The organism is SAR202 cluster bacterium (assembly GCA_016872355.1).
Lineage (GTDB): Bacteria > Chloroflexota > Dehalococcoidia > Lucifugimonadales > VGZY01 > VGZY01.
The window spans coordinates 1-14,544 of sequence record VGZY01000022.1 but is presented as its reverse complement, the minus strand read 5'-3'; the positions used below and the strand labels follow the sequence as shown (position 1 = coordinate 14,544).

16 protein-coding genes are annotated in these 14,544 nt (G+C 61.3%); 14 read left to right on the top strand and 2 right to left on the bottom strand.

Features of this window, described 5'->3' with window-relative positions; all coding sequences use genetic code 11:
* Window positions 1-93: 93 nt before the first annotated feature.
* The 7 genes from FJ319_06670 to FJ319_06640 are packed head-to-tail and all read left to right on the top strand — an operon-like array spanning window position 94 to window position 4,783.
* On the top strand, window positions 94-1,617 hold the full coding sequence (locus FJ319_06670) for a glycine--tRNA ligase (GenBank protein MBM3933970.1): 1,524 nt from the start codon (window positions 94-96) through the stop codon (window positions 1,615-1,617).
* Window positions 1,586-1,972, top strand: coding sequence for a DUF4258 domain-containing protein (locus tag FJ319_06665; GenBank protein ID MBM3933969.1), 387 nt, complete (start codon window positions 1,586-1,588; stop codon window positions 1,970-1,972). The genes FJ319_06670 and FJ319_06665 overlap by 32 nt, the downstream gene beginning before the upstream one ends.
* On the top strand, window positions 1,822-2,205 hold the full coding sequence (locus tag FJ319_06660) for a type II toxin-antitoxin system MqsA family antitoxin (GenBank protein ID MBM3933968.1): 384 nt from the start codon (window positions 1,822-1,824) through the stop codon (window positions 2,203-2,205). Before FJ319_06665 ends, FJ319_06660 begins: the two co-directional genes overlap by 151 nt.
* A gap of 31 nt (window positions 2,206-2,236) precedes the next feature.
* Window positions 2,237-3,475 carry an exonuclease SbcCD subunit D gene (locus FJ319_06655; GenBank protein MBM3933967.1) on the top strand — a complete coding sequence of 413 codons (1,239 nt, stop codon included), beginning with the start codon at window positions 2,237-2,239 and terminating at the stop codon, window positions 3,473-3,475.
* The gene (locus FJ319_06650; GenBank protein MBM3933966.1) at window positions 3,453-4,073 is read left to right on the top strand and encodes a TlpA family protein disulfide reductase; all 621 of its coding nucleotides are present in this window, start codon (window positions 3,453-3,455) and stop codon (window positions 4,071-4,073) included. Before FJ319_06655 ends, FJ319_06650 begins: the two co-directional genes overlap by 23 nt.
* A gap of 9 nt (window positions 4,074-4,082) precedes the next feature.
* A complete protein-coding gene (locus FJ319_06645; GenBank protein MBM3933965.1) occupies window positions 4,083-4,589 on the top strand; it encodes a hypothetical protein in 507 nt (168 codons plus the stop codon).
* 11 nt (window positions 4,590-4,600) lie between these two features.
* The gene (locus FJ319_06640) at window positions 4,601-4,783 is read left to right on the top strand and encodes a Trm112 family protein (GenBank protein MBM3933964.1); all 183 of its coding nucleotides are present in this window, start codon (window positions 4,601-4,603) and stop codon (window positions 4,781-4,783) included.
* 133 nt (window positions 4,784-4,916) lie between these two features.
* On the opposite strand, the gene folK is transcribed toward FJ319_06640, so the two are convergent.
* Both folK and folP read right to left on the bottom strand, forming a co-directional pair.
* Window positions 4,917-5,369, bottom strand: coding sequence for a 2-amino-4-hydroxy-6-hydroxymethyldihydropteridine diphosphokinase (gene folK / locus FJ319_06635; protein MBM3933963.1), 453 nt, complete (start codon window positions 5,367-5,369; stop codon window positions 4,917-4,919).
* A complete protein-coding gene (gene folP, locus FJ319_06630; GenBank protein ID MBM3933962.1) occupies window positions 5,359-6,237 on the bottom strand; it encodes a dihydropteroate synthase in 879 nt (292 codons plus the stop codon). The genes folK and folP overlap by 11 nt, the downstream gene beginning before the upstream one ends.
* Window positions 6,238-6,295: 58 nt before the next feature.
* On the opposite strand from folP, the gene FJ319_06625 reads away from it, so the two are divergent.
* The 7 genes from FJ319_06625 to FJ319_06595 all read left to right on the top strand — a co-directional run bounded on the left by FJ319_06625 (window position 6,296) and on the right by FJ319_06595 (window position 14,088).
* Window positions 6,296-7,858 carry a methylmalonyl-CoA carboxyltransferase gene (locus FJ319_06625; GenBank protein ID MBM3933961.1) on the top strand — a complete coding sequence of 521 codons (1,563 nt, stop codon included), beginning with the start codon at window positions 6,296-6,298 and terminating at the stop codon, window positions 7,856-7,858.
* The gene (locus FJ319_06620; protein MBM3933960.1) at window positions 7,855-8,079 is read left to right on the top strand and encodes a hypothetical protein; all 225 of its coding nucleotides are present in this window, start codon (window positions 7,855-7,857) and stop codon (window positions 8,077-8,079) included. The genes FJ319_06625 and FJ319_06620 overlap by 4 nt, the downstream gene beginning before the upstream one ends.
* A 30-nt stretch (window positions 8,080-8,109) precedes the next feature.
* A complete protein-coding gene (locus tag FJ319_06615; GenBank protein ID MBM3933959.1) occupies window positions 8,110-10,008 on the top strand; it encodes a pyruvate carboxylase subunit B in 1,899 nt (632 codons plus the stop codon).
* A gap of 152 nt (window positions 10,009-10,160) precedes the next feature.
* Window positions 10,161-11,366 (top strand): isocitrate/isopropylmalate dehydrogenase family protein, encoded by a 1,206-nt coding sequence (locus FJ319_06610; protein MBM3933958.1) that lies wholly within the window; start codon window positions 10,161-10,163, stop codon window positions 11,364-11,366.
* A 169-nt stretch (window positions 11,367-11,535) separates the two neighbouring features.
* Window positions 11,536-12,468, top strand: a complete 933-nt coding sequence (mdh, locus tag FJ319_06605) for a malate dehydrogenase (GenBank protein ID MBM3933957.1) — start codon at window positions 11,536-11,538, stop codon at window positions 12,466-12,468.
* A 93-nt stretch (window positions 12,469-12,561) separates the two neighbouring features.
* Window positions 12,562-12,981 carry a VOC family protein gene (locus FJ319_06600; protein ID MBM3933956.1) on the top strand — a complete coding sequence of 140 codons (420 nt, stop codon included), beginning with the start codon at window positions 12,562-12,564 and terminating at the stop codon, window positions 12,979-12,981.
* Window positions 12,982-13,068: 87 nt separating this feature from the next.
* Window positions 13,069-14,088, top strand: a complete 1,020-nt coding sequence (locus FJ319_06595) for a sulfite oxidase (protein MBM3933955.1) — start codon at window positions 13,069-13,071, stop codon at window positions 14,086-14,088.
* Window positions 14,089-14,544 lie beyond the last annotated feature (456 nt).

Below are 14,544 nucleotides of genomic sequence, written 5' to 3'. Positions count from 1 at the left end.
CCCCGATCCTATCGGGGCCCGCGTTGCGTACAGGCGCGATAAATCGCGCGGGCTACATTAACCTCAACTACCTCTTGACTGAGCGAGGACCCAATGACCCAGACCAAGCCGTCCATCGACCTGAGCAGCCTGATGTCGCTCTGCAAGCGCAGGGGGTTTATCTTCCAGAGCAGCGAGATTTACGGCGGCCTTGCCAGCACGTGGGACTACGGTCCCCTGGGCGTGGAGCTCAAGCGCAACATCAAGGACCTGTGGTGGCGCAAGAACGTCTGGGAGCGCGACGACATGGTGGGCCTGGACGCGGCGATCCTTATGCACCCGCAGGTATGGGTGACGAGCGGGCATGTGGCCAACTTCAACGACCCGTTGACGGAGTGCAAGTCCTGCAACGCGCGTATCCGGCCGGACCACATCAAAGTCATTAAGGTTGTGTCTTCGGAAGGCCAGGAGCTTGGCCTCGTTTCCTACAACGGGGCAATGGCGATCACGGAGAGCAAGGAGCTCAGGGAGCGGGCCGATGCAGTTGCGAAGGCCGCGGGCCAGAAATTCGGCAAATACGAGGAGACCGGCACGGCTGCCGATTTCCCCATTGCTCAGGTCCCGTGTCCACAGTGCGGGGCGAAGGCCGGCAACCTCACTGAGCCGCGACTGTTCAACCTGATGTTCGACACATATCTCGGGCCAGTTAAGGCCGAGGACAAGAAGGTGTTCCTCCGTCCCGAAACGGCACAGGGCATCTTCGTGAACTTCAACAACGTGCTCACTGCCACCCGGAAGAAACTTCCGTTCGGCATAGCGCAGGTCGGCAAGGCCTTTCGCAACGAAATCACGACGGGAAATTTCATTTTCCGCACCCGCGAGTTCGAGCAGATGGAGATCGAGTACTTCGTCAAGCCGCAGCAAGGGGAGTCAGCCTACCTGGAATGGGTTGAGGATTGCCTTAACTGGTACTGCAACCTGGGAGTCAAGCGGGAGAATCTACGCATCAGGCCGCATGACCCCGAAGAGCTGTCTCACTACTCCACGGGTACTTCCGATATTGAGTACATGTTCCCATGGGGTTGGGGCGAGCTTTCGGGCGTGGCGAGCCGGACGGACTTCGACTTGAAGGCCCACTCCAACGCCACCGGGCAGACGATGACTTACTTCGACGAGGAGACAAAGGAGCACATCACTCCGTACGTGATAGAGCCGTCGATGGGCGTGGAGCGCGCGCTCATGGTATTTCTCCTCGACGCCTACAACGAGGAAGAGATGCCGGCGGGCGGCGGCAAGTCCGAGACTCGCATCGTTCTCAGGCTCCACCCTGCCCTGGCGCCCGTCAAGGTTGCCGTGCTGCCGCTCAGCCGCAACGAAAAGCTGGCCCCGCTATCGAGCGATGTCTTCAACATAGTGCGCCGCTCCGGCATAAACGGCATGGTGCAGTTCGACGACTCCCAGAGCATCGGCCGCCGCTACCGTCGCCAGGACGAGATCGGAACGCCACTGTGCGTAACGGTGGACTTCGACTCGCTTGAAGACAAGTCGGTCACAATCCGCGAGCGCGACTCCATGCAGCAGGTGCGTGTGAAGACAGACGACCTGGTTGGTGAGCTCAAGAAGCGGCTGGGGGGATAGTTCCGGCAGACCGGGGTCTATTTGGCCCGTTGCAGGTGGCTACATGTCAGAATTGATCAGGCAACTGGCTTCTCGTGGTGAAGTCTTCTTGACTCAGCACGCTGCGGACGAGGCTAACGAGGAGGCTATTTCGGTCGACGAAGTCATCGAAGTACTGATGACAGGTTCAGTCCTTGAAGACTATCCTGATCATATTCGAGGGGCATGTTGCCTGCTCTATGGAGTCACTACTGCGGGCAGAAACCTGCATGTGGTTGTTACGACAACCAAGTCTCCATTGCGGATAATTACAGTCTACATTCCTGTACCACCGTACTGGATTTCCCCCACGCAAAGGGGGAGGAGGACATCATAATGAGATGCGATTTGTGTAAGGGAAACTACCGGGCGAAGACGATATCGTTGAACCGTCGGCGGGGTGATCAGAGGGTCATGATTGATGATGTGCCCGCCCTGGTCTGTGACAGATGCGGCGACACGCTCCTATCAGCCAAGACTGTCAAGCGAATAGAAGAGTTGCTCGAAGGTGATGCCAAGCAAGTGGCCCCGTTGTACAAGTTCAGCGAGCGACTGTCGGAGGCTGTCTGATTTGCAGCATCCCGGCGCCACTAACCTTTAGATGCGACTCCTCCACTTCAGCGACGTACATATCGGTGTGGAGAACTACGGCAGGCCGGACGCCGCTACCGGCCTGTCCACCCGGCTGCTCGACTTCCTGCGCACCTTCGATGAAGTCGTTGAACACGCCTTAGAAAACCGTGTCGACCTGGTCGTCTTCTGCGGCGACGCATACAAGAGCCGCGACCCTAACCAGACGCACCAGCGCGAGTTCGCGAAGCGCATCGCCAGGCTGGCCGCGGCGGGCGTGCCGGTGTTTCTCGTCGTCGGCAACCACGATATGCCCCACATCGTCAACCGCGCCACATCGCTGGAAATATTCCGGACCCTCGATGTGCCCGGAATCTACACCGGCGACACTTTCGCCACGCACGTGGTCAAGACAGCCTCCGGGCCGCTGCAGGTAATTTCGCTACCCTGGATACGGCGCGGGGCGTTTCTAAGTAGGGAGGACACCCAGGGGCTGAGCCCCGAGGAGGTCAACAAGGCCATTGAGGAGTCGTTGACCAACGCGGTCCGCCTAAAGGCCGAGGCGCTGGACCCGTCCATACCGGCCATCTTCGCCGGGCACGTCTCTGTAAGCGAGGCGACTACGGGCTCGGAACAGTCAATGATGCTCGGGCGCGACCATGTGCTTCTAAAGAGCGCCGTTGCCCTTCCGATGCTGGACTATGTTGCGCTCGGCCACATACACCGCCACCAGGTCCTGAACACAGACCCGATGGTTGTGTATTCCGGCAGCCTTCAGCGCGTAGACTTCGGCGAGGAAAAGGACCCAAAGGGCTTTTGCGTTGTCGACATTGATCCGTCCAGACCGTCCGGCCGCAGGCTCGCTGACTTCCGGTTCCAAGAGGTGGACGCACGGCGGTTCCTGACGATCGCGGTGGACATCCCAGCGGGCGCTTCCGACCCGATGGAGCTGGTCCTCAAGGCCATCCGGAAGCAAGACGTATCAGGGACAGTTGTGCGCGTGCTCATCAAGACGCCCGCCGAGCTTGAAGGGCACATCAAGGAACCGGAGATACGAGCGGCGCTGTCGGGTGCACACTACATCGCCGCGATTTCGAAGGAATCTAAAGAGCAGGCGCGAACGCGCCTTGGAGCAGCTAACCAGAAGGCGATAGACCCGCATGACGCTCTTGACCTGTACCTGAAGAGTCGGAACATCGCAGAAGACCGGCGCAAAGCCCTGATGCAGCACGCCGAGAGGCTGATGGGTGACACTGCGCCGGAGGGGTAGTCCGCCAGTAAGTTTCTTGCTAAACGAAAGACGACAATTGAGGCGAACTGTGAAGCACTTTTGGTATCTAAGGGTCCTGTGCCTGGCCGCCGCCGCGCTCGGCGCCATAGCGTGCAACAACGATACTGCGACCGGTCCTGATGCGACCGGTACGCTGGCCGCCGCAAAGGCCGCGCCTGAGCTCACGATAGCCGCGTTCGCCAACGAGAACTACCAGGCAGGCCAGCAGGTTTCCCTCGCGAGCTTCGCGGGGAAGCCCGTTGTCGTCAACTTCTGGTACCCTTCCTGCCCCCCCTGCGCCCTGGAGATGCCGCACTTCAAGAGAACGTACGAAAAGCACAGGGACGATGGCGTTGAGTTCATCGGCGTGCAGCTCGTGGGACTGGACTCGGTGGCGGACGGCCAGAAGTTCGTGGACGACCTGGACCTGCAGTACTCTGTCGGACCGGACGCGAAGGGGGAGATCGTCCGAAGCTACAACGTCGTCACCTTCCCGACCACGGTGTTCCTGGACAGGGACCACAAGATCGTCCGGACGTGGGCCGGCGCGCTGACCGAGGAGAAGCTGGAGGAGCTTGTCGCGCAACTGCTCCAATAACGATAGAATATGCCGATGAGCATCGGCGACATGTTCATGTTAATTGTGAGGTGGATGCACCTCGTTTCGGCTACTCTCTGGGTCGGGGGTAGCCTGTTTTATTTCCTTGTTCTGAGGCCGGTCTCAAGGCGCTTCCCGGACCTGCCGAAGGGGCTGAGCCAGGGCTACGCCGTAGAGTTTCGGGCCCTGGTGATCACGGCCATCGTCGTGCTTGTCGCTACTGGTGTAATCCTGGCGGCGGACCGGCTGACGGCAAACGTCGTGGGCGCTCCCTATGCCGCCACACTTGGAGTCAAGTCCGTCCTCACGATATGGATGTTCCTTCTTGTGCGCGACCAGCGGCGCCAGACGAAGCTGCTGGAGCCATATCTCGCCAAGCCTGCAAGGCCGCCCAATGCGCTCCAGAAGGCCTTGCAGGCTGTCTCCGGCTACAACACCCTGGTCATTCTGGGTCTCATCGTCTTCTTCCTGTCTGATATGATGAAAGTCCTCTACGAAATAGCACTCCGCCCCTAGCAGGAGCCCGCATGAAGCCCGAACTGGTTAAGATACTCGCCTGCCCCGTTTGCCGGGGCACGCTGAAGTTGCAGGTAACAACGGAGGAAGACGGCGAGGTTGTGGAAGGCACGCTGACATGCCAGTCCTGCAAAGAGGCTTACCCCATCAAGGACACGATTCCCAACCTGCTCCCGCCGAACCTCAGGGATTGAACGATTTATTGGTGATGACCACCGCATGGGACCTCGGGGCGGCTCCTATCCCTGTAGCCGCGCGATTCATCGCGCCCGCGTCATCGACAGGCGATCCAGGCGAGCATGACAGGCCCCGATGCATCGGGGCGGGCTACAACGAATCGAGTAGGTCTCTTACCGTTACCCCCAGCACCGGGTGGACAAGCCCCGGGGCGATCTCGGATAGCGGTAGCAGGACGAATTGACGCTGGGCCATCCGCGGGTGAGGCACGGTGAGATTAGGGGTTGAGAAGACGGCGCGGCCGAAGACGAGGATATCGATGTCCAGCGTTCGCGGCCCGTTCACGAAGGCCCGCCGCTTGCCCCACACAACTTGCATTTTCTGTATCTCGGACAGCAGCGAGAAAGCATCAAGGTCCGTCCACAGTCTGCACGCTGCGTTCATGAACGGCGGCTGTCCCGCAAACCCCACCGGATCGGTCTCGTAAATCGACGACGCCTTCACATCCCCGAACCGCTCCCGCAGCCGCTCAAGGCCTTCGAGGATGTTTGCGCGGCGGTCCCCCAGGTTGGAGCCCAGCCCCAGGTACGCGTCAGTTAGCATGAGCAGGCCTCCAGCCGCGCGCCACGGCATCCGTCATGCGCGCCACCCGCACCATTTCCTTCACATCGTGCACTCGAACGATGTCCGCTCCCGCGGCAATGGATAGCGCCACCGTCGCGGCGGTGCCCTCCACGCGCTCGTGGACCGGGAGGTCCAGCACCTGGCCGATCGTGGACTTGCGGGACATGCCGACCAGAAGCGGCTTCCCCAGGGCGCGCAGCTCTCCCAGCCTCCTGAGCATCTCCAGGTTCTGGCCGGTGTTCTTGCCGAAGCCAAAGCCCGGATCGACGATAATCCTGTCTGGCGCGATGCCGGCGCGCTCGGCTTCGGCCGCAAGCTCCCCGAGCCTGGCAATTATGTCCGGCACGAGGTCACGGTAGCTCGTCCCATCCTGGTTGTGCATGAGGACTGCGGGCACGTGGAGCTCCGCGGCAACGCGGGCCATGCCCGGGTCCCGCCGGAGGCCCCAGACGTCGTTGATTAGCGAAGCGCCAGCATCGACAGCCGCTCGCGCCACGGCGGCCTTGTACGTGTCTATGCTTATGGGCAGCGTGACCGCGCTCTTGAGGGCCTTGATCACCGGCAGCACGCGCGCGAGCTCCTCGTCAGCAGTCACAGGCCTCGCGCCGGCGTAGACCGCCGGCGGCCGCGTAGACTCGCCCCCCACGTCGATAATGTCCGCTCCCTGCTCCTGGAACGTGACTGCCTGCCGGACGGCAGCCTGAACGTCGGCGCCGGTCCCGTCCCCTGAGAAAGAATCCGGGGTCACATTCAGGATGCCCATCACGTACGTGCGTGAACCCCATACGAATGTGCTGTTGCCGACCTTCATTGTGCCGCGCACCGTCTGCCTCGCCTTGCTAGCCATTTGGGAATCTGGTACCTTTGGGGGTGATTATTTCACGTCGCTCAGGACTTCATCAATTATGGTATTGCGTCGTAAAGTCGACGACAAGCACGAAGACCTTGTCAAGCGCAAGGAACAGGCCAGGCTGGGCGGCGGTCAGGCCAGGATAGACGCCCAGCACCAGCGCGGAAAGATGACCGCGCGCGAGCGCATTGCGCTCCTGCTTGATGAGGGCTCGTTTGAAGAGCTTGACCCATTCGTGCAGCACCAGTCCACCGAGTTCGGCCTGGACAAGCAGAAGTACGCAGGCGACTCCGTTGTCACGGGCTACGGCAAGATCAACGGCCGCATGACCTTTGTGTATGCACAGGACTTCACGGTGCTCGGCGGCTCGCTTTCAGAGGTCGCGGCCGGAAAGATATGCAAGGTTATGGACCTTGCGATGAACAGCGGCGCCCCCGTGGTGGGCCTCATCGACTCAGGCGGCGCGCGCATCCAGGAGGGTATCGGCAGCCTCTCCGGCTATAGCTCCATATTCCTGCGCAACGTGCGCGCCTCGGGCGTTGTCCCGCAGATATCGGTTGTGCTTGGACCCGCGGCCGGCGGCGCGTGCTACTCCCCCGCCCTGACTGATTTCGTTCTCATGGCGAAGGGGAAAGGTCAGCTTTACATCACAGGCCCAGAAGTCATCAAGGCCGTCACGGGCGAGACCGTAACGCACGAAGAGCTCGGCGGCGCAATGGCCCACGCAGTCAAGAGCGGCGTTGCCCAATTTGCGATTGAGTCCGAGGAGGAGTGCATCGCGACCGTGCAGCGCCTCCTGAGCTTCCTGCCGCAGAATAACATGGAAGATCCCCCTCGCAAGGCATCGGGCGACGATCCCATGCGCAAGGACAAGGGCCTCTTGCACGTCATCCCGGATAATCCCAACCAGCCGTACAACATGCTGGACATTATCCTCCAGGTAATCGACGATCGGGACTTTCTTGAGGTCCACCAGACTTACGCTCGAAATATCATCGTAGGCTTCGCACGCTTCGCCGGAAAGCCGGTCGGTATCGTCGCCCAGCAGCCTGAGGCCCTCGCCGGCGTGCTGGACATTAACGCCTCCGTAAAGGCTGCCCGGTTCGTCCGCTTCTGCGACGCTTTTAACATACCGCTGGTCACGTTCGTGGATACACCGGGTTTTATGCCCGGAACGGCGCAGGAGTTCGGCGGCATCATTCGCCACGGCGCGAAGCTCATCTACGCGTACGCAGAGGCCACCGTGCCCAAGATATGCGTGCTCACGCGCAAGGCCTACGGCGGCGCGTATATCGTAATGAGCAGCAAGAACCTCCGAGGCGATATCAACTTCGCCTGGCCTACCGGCGAAATAGCCGTCATGGGCGCGGACGGCGCGGTTAACATTATCCACAAGAAGGAAATCGGCGACTCCGCTAACCCCGCTGAGACGCGCTCCGCCCTGGAAAAGGACTACCGCAAGCGGCTCATGAACCCGTACGTGGCCGCGGGCAAAGGCCTGATAGATGATGTAATCGACCCGGCGGAGACGCGGCCGAAGATCGTCCGGGCGCTGGAGATGCTGAACAACAAGCGGGAGGTCCTCCCGCCGAAGAAGCACGGGAGCATTCCGCTGTGAGCCCAGGCGGCCATTCGCCGTCCTACAAGGTCATCGCCGCCGTAATGGCGGCGGTGCAGGCGTATATCGACCAGGAATCCGCGCCGAGGCGCGTCCTGCGCGCCTCGGCTATCCCGCCGGAGGCGGCTCCGGTCTCGCAGTGGAAAGCCGCCCGGTGGGGCGTTTATTCTTCCTCGGCCGGGTCCGGACGTCCCGACCCATGGCGCTCCCCCGGAGCATGACCTACCCCACCATTCTGTGAGCTGCACCCCATGAACCGAGTCAAGATCACCGACACCACCTTCCGCGACGGACATCAGAGCCTGCTGGCCACCCGGCTCCGCACCGCCGACATGACCCCGATAGCACCGCAGATGGACTCCATCGGATTTCACTCCCTTGAGGTCTGGGGCGGCGCAACGTTCGATTCCACGACGCGGTTCCTCGGCGAGGACCCATGGGAACGCCTGCGCACGTTCAAGAAGCTCATGCCGAAGACGGCCCTGCAGATGCTGCTGCGCGGACAGTCACTGGTGGGATACCGCGCCTACGCCGATGACGTCGTAGAGGCGTTCGTTCAGCGTTCGGCGGAAGCCGGCATAGACGTGTTCCGGGTATTCGACGCCCTGAACGACATTCGGAACCTCGAGGCCGCCGCGAAGGCTGTCAAAAAGTCCGGCAAGCACCTCCAGATGACCATATGCTATTCGGTCACCGAAGAAGGCCGGATGGGCGGCCCGATCTACAACCTGGACTACTTTGTCGGCAAGGCGAAGCTCTTCGCCTCGTATGGCGCGGATAGCATCTGCTTGAAGGACATGGCCGGCCTGCTGGCCCCGTACGACGCTTACCAGATCATCTCCGCCTTCAAGAAGGTACTCAAAGTCCCCGTTCATCTCCACACGCACTACACCAGCGGCATGGCCTCAATGACCGTGCTCAAGGCGATAGAGGCAGGCGTGGACGTGGTGGATACCGCGCTGGCGCCGCTAGCACTCCGCACCGCTCAGCCGGCCGTCGAGCCGCTGCTGGTGACGCTGAAAGGCGAGGAGCGCGACCCTGGGCTCGATCTCGAAAAGCTCCTGGACCTCGGCGACCACCTCGAAACCGTCCTCCCTAAGTACAAACAGTACTTTGAGGCTAACAAGGTCGCGGTTATCGATGCCCGCGTCCTCAGCCACCAGATACCCGGCGGAATGGCCAGCAACCTGACTTCCCAGCTAAAGGAGGCAGGCGCGCTCGAGAAGCTCCCGGAGGTCCTGAAGGACATCGCCATTACCCGAAAAGAGCTGGGCTACCCACCGCTGGTGACCCCAATGAGCCAGATGGTGGGCTCGCAGGCAGTGAGCAACGTCCTGTTCGGGCGCTATAAAATGGTCAGCGGCCAGGTCAAGGACTACGTTTACGGCCTCTATGGACAGCCGCCGAGCCCGATCGATCCCGCGATCGTCAAGACGGCGCTCGTAGGCTACGAGCGCGGCCAGAAGCCGATTACTACGAGCCCGGCCGACCTGCTGGAGCCGGAGCTTGCCAAGGCGATCGAGATGGTCAAGCCAATATCGACCGACCTGGACGACGTCCTGACTTATGCGCTGTATCCCACGACCGGCATGAAGTTCCTTCGCATCAAGCACGGCCTGGAGCCCATGCCTGACGACATGAAAGGGCCCCTGCCCGCAAAGCCGGCTTCTCCGGCATCAGCACCAGCCACCAGCCCCTCGAAGACCCCGCATGAAGCCGATTCCTCATCGGCTAAATCGGGGCAGTCCCAAGCCCATGCTAGGAGCACTCGCTCGCGCAAGTTCAACGTGTACGTGGGCGCGGACCTGTTCCAGGTCGAGGTAGACCCTGTCGGCGGACCGGTGATCGCAGGGCCGGTTGCAGCGCCGCCGTCAACGCCGGCAGCCGAGCCCGCCCAGGCGAACGGCGCGCAGTCGGCGGCGCCCGGTCCGAACGACATCACCGTTATCGCTCCCATGCCGGGCCTCGTGCTCAGGTACCCTGTGACTGTGGGCCAGAAGGTGAACGCCGGCGAGACGGTCGTCGTCCTGGAAGCCATGAAAATGGAGAATTCCCTCCCGGCGCCCAGGGCCGGCACCGTAAAGGCGCTCCCGGTCAAGCCGGGGACCAAGGTCTCCAGGGGCGACATTCTCGCAATCGTATCTCCGTGATTCACTCCCCGCTGCAAGTCGCCACTCCCTTTGTTGGACGAAGTGCGATAAACTGTTAGACGGCCTGAGCGAATTGCGTTGAAATCATATGAGCCTGCGTGCCGGGACTGCTGTTGCAGCACCGGACGCGGCCTGAAGAAAGGACTCCCGAATTGCCAGATCCCAGCGTTGTAGAGGCGGCTAAACATCACTTTGGAAAGGTCGTGGAGCAGCAGCTCGCCCGCGTTGAGCTGCTCAAGCAGGAGGGTGACTGGATAGACTACTCGAAGGTAAAGCCGATCAAGATCGGCTTCCTCGGCGGAGACGGCATCGGCCCGACGATCAGCGACGAGACCAAGCGCGTCCTGGAGCACCTGCTCAAGGACGAGGTCAAGGCCGGCAAGGTTGAAATGCGCGTCATCGACGGCCTCACCATCGAGAACCGCGCAGCGAAGATGAAGGCCATCCCGGACGACGTCCTTGCGGCGATCAAGGACTGCCACGTCACAATGAAGGGCCCCACCCATACCCCAGAGAAGGGCGACGGCTGGCCCAACATCGAGAGCGCTAACGTCGGCATGCGCAAACAGCTCGACCTTTTCGCGAACGTCCGCCCGGTCCGGATCCCCAAGGAGAACATCGATTGGACGTTCTTCCGCGAGAACACCGAGGACCTGTACGCCGTCGGCAGCCAGGGCATCCATGTGACGCCGGACCTGGCCATCGACTTCCGCGTTATCACCTCCCAGGGCTCTGAGCGCATTATCGAAGCGGCCTTCGCCCATGCAAAGAAGACCGGCAAGACGAGGGTGACCATCGTAACCAAGGCCAACATCATCAAGGCGACCGACGGCAAGTTCCTGGACATCGCCCGGAAGGTTGCCGAGCGCTACAAGGGCATCGAGTGGGACGGTTGGTACATCGACATCATGACTGCCAAGCTGCTCGATGTTCAGCGCCGCAGCTCCTTCCAGGTGCTGGCGATGCCGAACCTCTACGGCGACATCCTGACCGACGAGGCCGCTGAGATCCAGGGAGGCGTCGGCACGGCCGGCAGCGCGAACATCGGCAAGAAGTACGCGATGTTCGAGGCCATTCACGGCTCCGCGCCGCGCATGATCAAGGAAGGCCGCGCCCAGTACGCCGACCCCAGCTCCCTGCTCCGCGCAGGGGCCATGATGCTGGAGCACATCGGCTACAAGGACCTTTCCAAGAAGCTCCACGCCGCCATCGACGTCTGCGGCATGTACGAGCGGAAGGTCCTCACCAACGGCCGCAGCACCGGCGCCACCAGCAAGCAGTACGGCGACTACATCATGGACACCGTAGCCGACTCGAAGCTGCTGACCAGGTGGGAAGCTTACACCAACGCGAAGTAGGAGTTAAAGGGTTCTGGGTGCTAGGTTATGGGTGCTGGTTTCGGATCGAACCCAGAACCTAGCACCCAGAACCCAGAACCTCCCTTCCCGACGTCCATTTTGACGCGGAGTGCTCCGTCCCTGGGGTCCTCCGCGTTGTCACGAAATAAACTTCACAGGAGTGAACCCCATGCGCAAGAAGGTTACAGTCGTCGGCGCCGGAAACGTCGGCGCCACCACCGCCCAGAGAATCTTCGACAAGGGCTATGCGGACGTGGTGCTCGTCGACATCGTCGAGGGGCTTCCGCAGGGCAAGGCGCTCGACATGCTGGAGGCAGGCCCGGTCACGGGCTCGGACGCGAAGATCGTAGGGACCAACGGCTACGACGAGACGGCGGGGTCGGATGTCGTCGTTATCACCTCCGGCATCGCCCGGAAGCCCGGAATGTCCCGCGACGACCTGCTGCTGACCAACATGAAGATCGTCACGAGCGTCGTCCAGGAGGTCGTGAAGCGCTCCCCAAACACGATAATCGTCCCTGTCACCAACCCGCTGGATGCAATGGCCCAGCGCGCGTTCCAGGTCAGCAAGTTCCCCAAGAACCGGATCGTCGGCATGGCCGGCGTGCTGGATACAGCCCGCTTCCGCGCCTTCCTGGCGATGGAGCTCAAGGTCTCCGTCAACGATATCACTGCGTGGGTGCTCGGCGGCCACGGTGACACGATGGTGCCGGTAGTCGCGAGCACGTTCGTGGGCGGCGTGCCCGTGAGCAAGCTCATGTCGAAGGAGAAGCTGGACGCAATCGTAAAGCGCACCCAGGGCGGCGGCGCAGAGATCGTGAACCTGCTCAAGACCGGCAGCGCGTACTACGCGCCTTCCGCGGCGGCTGTGCAGATGGTGGAGTCCATTCTCTTCGACAAGAAGCAGATACTACCATGCGCTGCGTACCTGGAGGGTGAGTACGGCATCAACGGCCTCTTCGTCGGTGTGCCGTGCAAGCTCGGCGCGAAGGGCATCGAGCAGATCATCCAGTTTGACCTGACCGCCGAAGAGAAGGCGGCCCTCAACAAGTCCGCCGTTGCCGTCAAGGAGCTCGTGGAAGTGATGGCCAAGGCGGGCTAGGCGCGAGAGCTCGTGGAGATTCCGGGGGGACACCGATCGGTGTCCCCTTTTGTTTCTGCAGCATGGTTGACTTGCAAACACGTGTTCTATATCATGACGCACGTCGACTCCACTCTCATCTGCACATTCAGGAAGGCGCCACCAATGTCCAACCCCGTTGTTCACTTCGAAATAATGACTCCCAGGCCGGACCGGGTCCGCAAGTTCTACGCCGAGGTGTTCGGATGGCAGATGACGCCCGTCCAGGACTTCTACACGCTCATAGGAACGAAGCGCCCTGGAGATGCAACCGGTATTGACGGCGGCATAGGCGAAAGCCAGGACGGGTCTAACGACATCGTGATGTATATCGAAGTTGATGACACGGATGCCTTCCTGAAAAAGGTGAACGAAAAGGGTGGAAAGACGATCACGCCCACAACTGTGGTGCCGGGCATGGTAACCTTTGCCACATTCAAGGACCTGGACGGCAATACCGTCGGCCTCGTCAAGCGTGAACCTCCGGCGAGGTAGCGTATCAATTAGACCCGCAACCGTGCACGGCCTTAGAATGGAGGTGCCGACAAGCCGGCGCCTCCATTCGGTCTCTACGGAGCGGCTGTGCGCTACCCATGGGCAAATACTCTATTGCTGGTCCTCGTGTGCGCCGAGCTCACGACAGGCATGCTCGGCCTGATGACCGGCACGCCAGACCTCGCTGAATTCATGCTGGCGCACCGCGTGCTGGGTTACAGCCTTATGGCTGTCATCGCATGGAAGGCAGCTATCATCCTGCAGGCGCTCAGGCGGCCCCGGGCGAATTCCACCCGCAGCGCGTCGGTCGTCCTCCTGGCTATCCTGGTGGTTACCCTCTCCCTCGGCTTGGCATGGTCGCTCGCCGGACCGTTCTTCTTCGCCGGCTTCAGCGGCCTTAGCTGGCACGCATACGTCGGAGCGCAGCTGGTCCCCCTGATGGCCTGGCATGCCTTGAAGTACACGCGCGGCTTCCCACTTGCTTTCTGGGCGGATCGGCGGACTTTCCTGCGATTCGCTAGCGGGTCTATCGCTGGCTTCGTGTTGTGGCAGGCGGTCGAGGCCCCGGTGAACTTCCTCAGGTCCGGTACACGGAAACGCTTCACGGGCTCTTACGAGGACGACCCCGGCGAGTCAAAGTTCCCTGTTGTTTCGTGGCTCAACGACCGCACGCCGTCTATCGACGCAGACCGATGGAGGTTGGCTGTATCCGGCGCAGTGAGACACGAACGGTCGCTGGGGTACGCAGACATATCGCCGGACGTCACGCTGACGGCGACGATCGATTGCACGGGCGGCTGGTACTCAACGCAAGAGTGGCGGGGCATGCCGGTAAGCCGGATCCTTGATGCCGCCTCGCCGCTGCCTTCAGCGCGCAGCGTGACGTTCACATCCGCCACCGGGTACTACCGCCGCTTTTCACTTGACGAGGCGCGCCACTTCTTATTAGCAACGCATGTTTCCGGGGAGCCCTTATCCCCGGGTCATGGCTTCCCTGTGCGACTTGTTGCGCCCGGCAAGCGGGGCTTTGAATGGGTGAAATGGGTGGTGCGAATAGATGTGAACGAAAGTTCCCGATGGCTTCAGCCGCCATTGCCGCTTCAATAGACGCCCTGTTCTGCACAAGTGTCGAATTCCACAAATGTCAATGCTCAATGACTTTGTCAGTCTTACTGCTCAGTGATTTTGTCAGTACGACTGGTTTTTGTTGAATCAGTCTCGATCTCCAAGGGTGATCTGGACCCGGCTTTCGATCCTTGGGCGAGGAGATGGGCGTGCTGGAGACGGACCCGTCTCCAGCACGCCCATCTCCTCGCTTGCCCGCCTGAGCTTTTCTTCGCCTTGCTCGCAGGACTGCGGGTCTTAGGGGAGCAACCGTGCTGGCCAGCTCACGCCCCTTGTGCATGACCACGATGCGCCCGTCCAGCCGCTCCTGTACCTCTACGGTCGCCCTGGCGTATGTGCTCCGCTCGCTGTCAGGCTCGATCTGCAGGTCCTCTCCACCAAAGCTCACCGTGTTATCCGCGGCCACTGTCCGCTGGTATCGGAAGCACAGCACACTGT

Coding starts and splice junctions, on each gene's coding strand:
- FJ319_06645 (MBM3933965.1), top strand. CDS start 4,083: ATGCCGATGAGCATCGGCGACATGTTCATGTTAATTGTGAGGTGGATG.
- FJ319_06655 (MBM3933967.1), top strand. CDS start 2,237: ATGCGACTCCTCCACTTCAGCGACGTACATATCGGTGTGGAGAACTAC.
- FJ319_06615 (MBM3933959.1), top strand. CDS start 8,110: ATGAACCGAGTCAAGATCACCGACACCACCTTCCGCGACGGACATCAG.
- FJ319_06640 (MBM3933964.1), top strand. CDS start 4,601: ATGAAGCCCGAACTGGTTAAGATACTCGCCTGCCCCGTTTGCCGGGGC.
- FJ319_06660 (MBM3933968.1), top strand. CDS start 1,822: ATGTTGCCTGCTCTATGGAGTCACTACTGCGGGCAGAAACCTGCATGT.
- mdh (MBM3933957.1), top strand. CDS start 11,536: ATGCGCAAGAAGGTTACAGTCGTCGGCGCCGGAAACGTCGGCGCCACC.
- FJ319_06600 (MBM3933956.1), top strand. CDS start 12,562: ATGACGCACGTCGACTCCACTCTCATCTGCACATTCAGGAAGGCGCCA.
- folK (MBM3933963.1), bottom strand. CDS start 5,369: ATGCTAACTGACGCGTACCTGGGGCTGGGCTCCAACCTGGGGGACCGC.
- folP (MBM3933962.1), bottom strand. CDS start 6,237: ATGGCTAGCAAGGCGAGGCAGACGGTGCGCGGCACAATGAAGGTCGGC.
- FJ319_06625 (MBM3933961.1), top strand. CDS start 6,296: ATGGTATTGCGTCGTAAAGTCGACGACAAGCACGAAGACCTTGTCAAG.
- FJ319_06670 (MBM3933970.1), top strand. CDS start 94: ATGACCCAGACCAAGCCGTCCATCGACCTGAGCAGCCTGATGTCGCTC.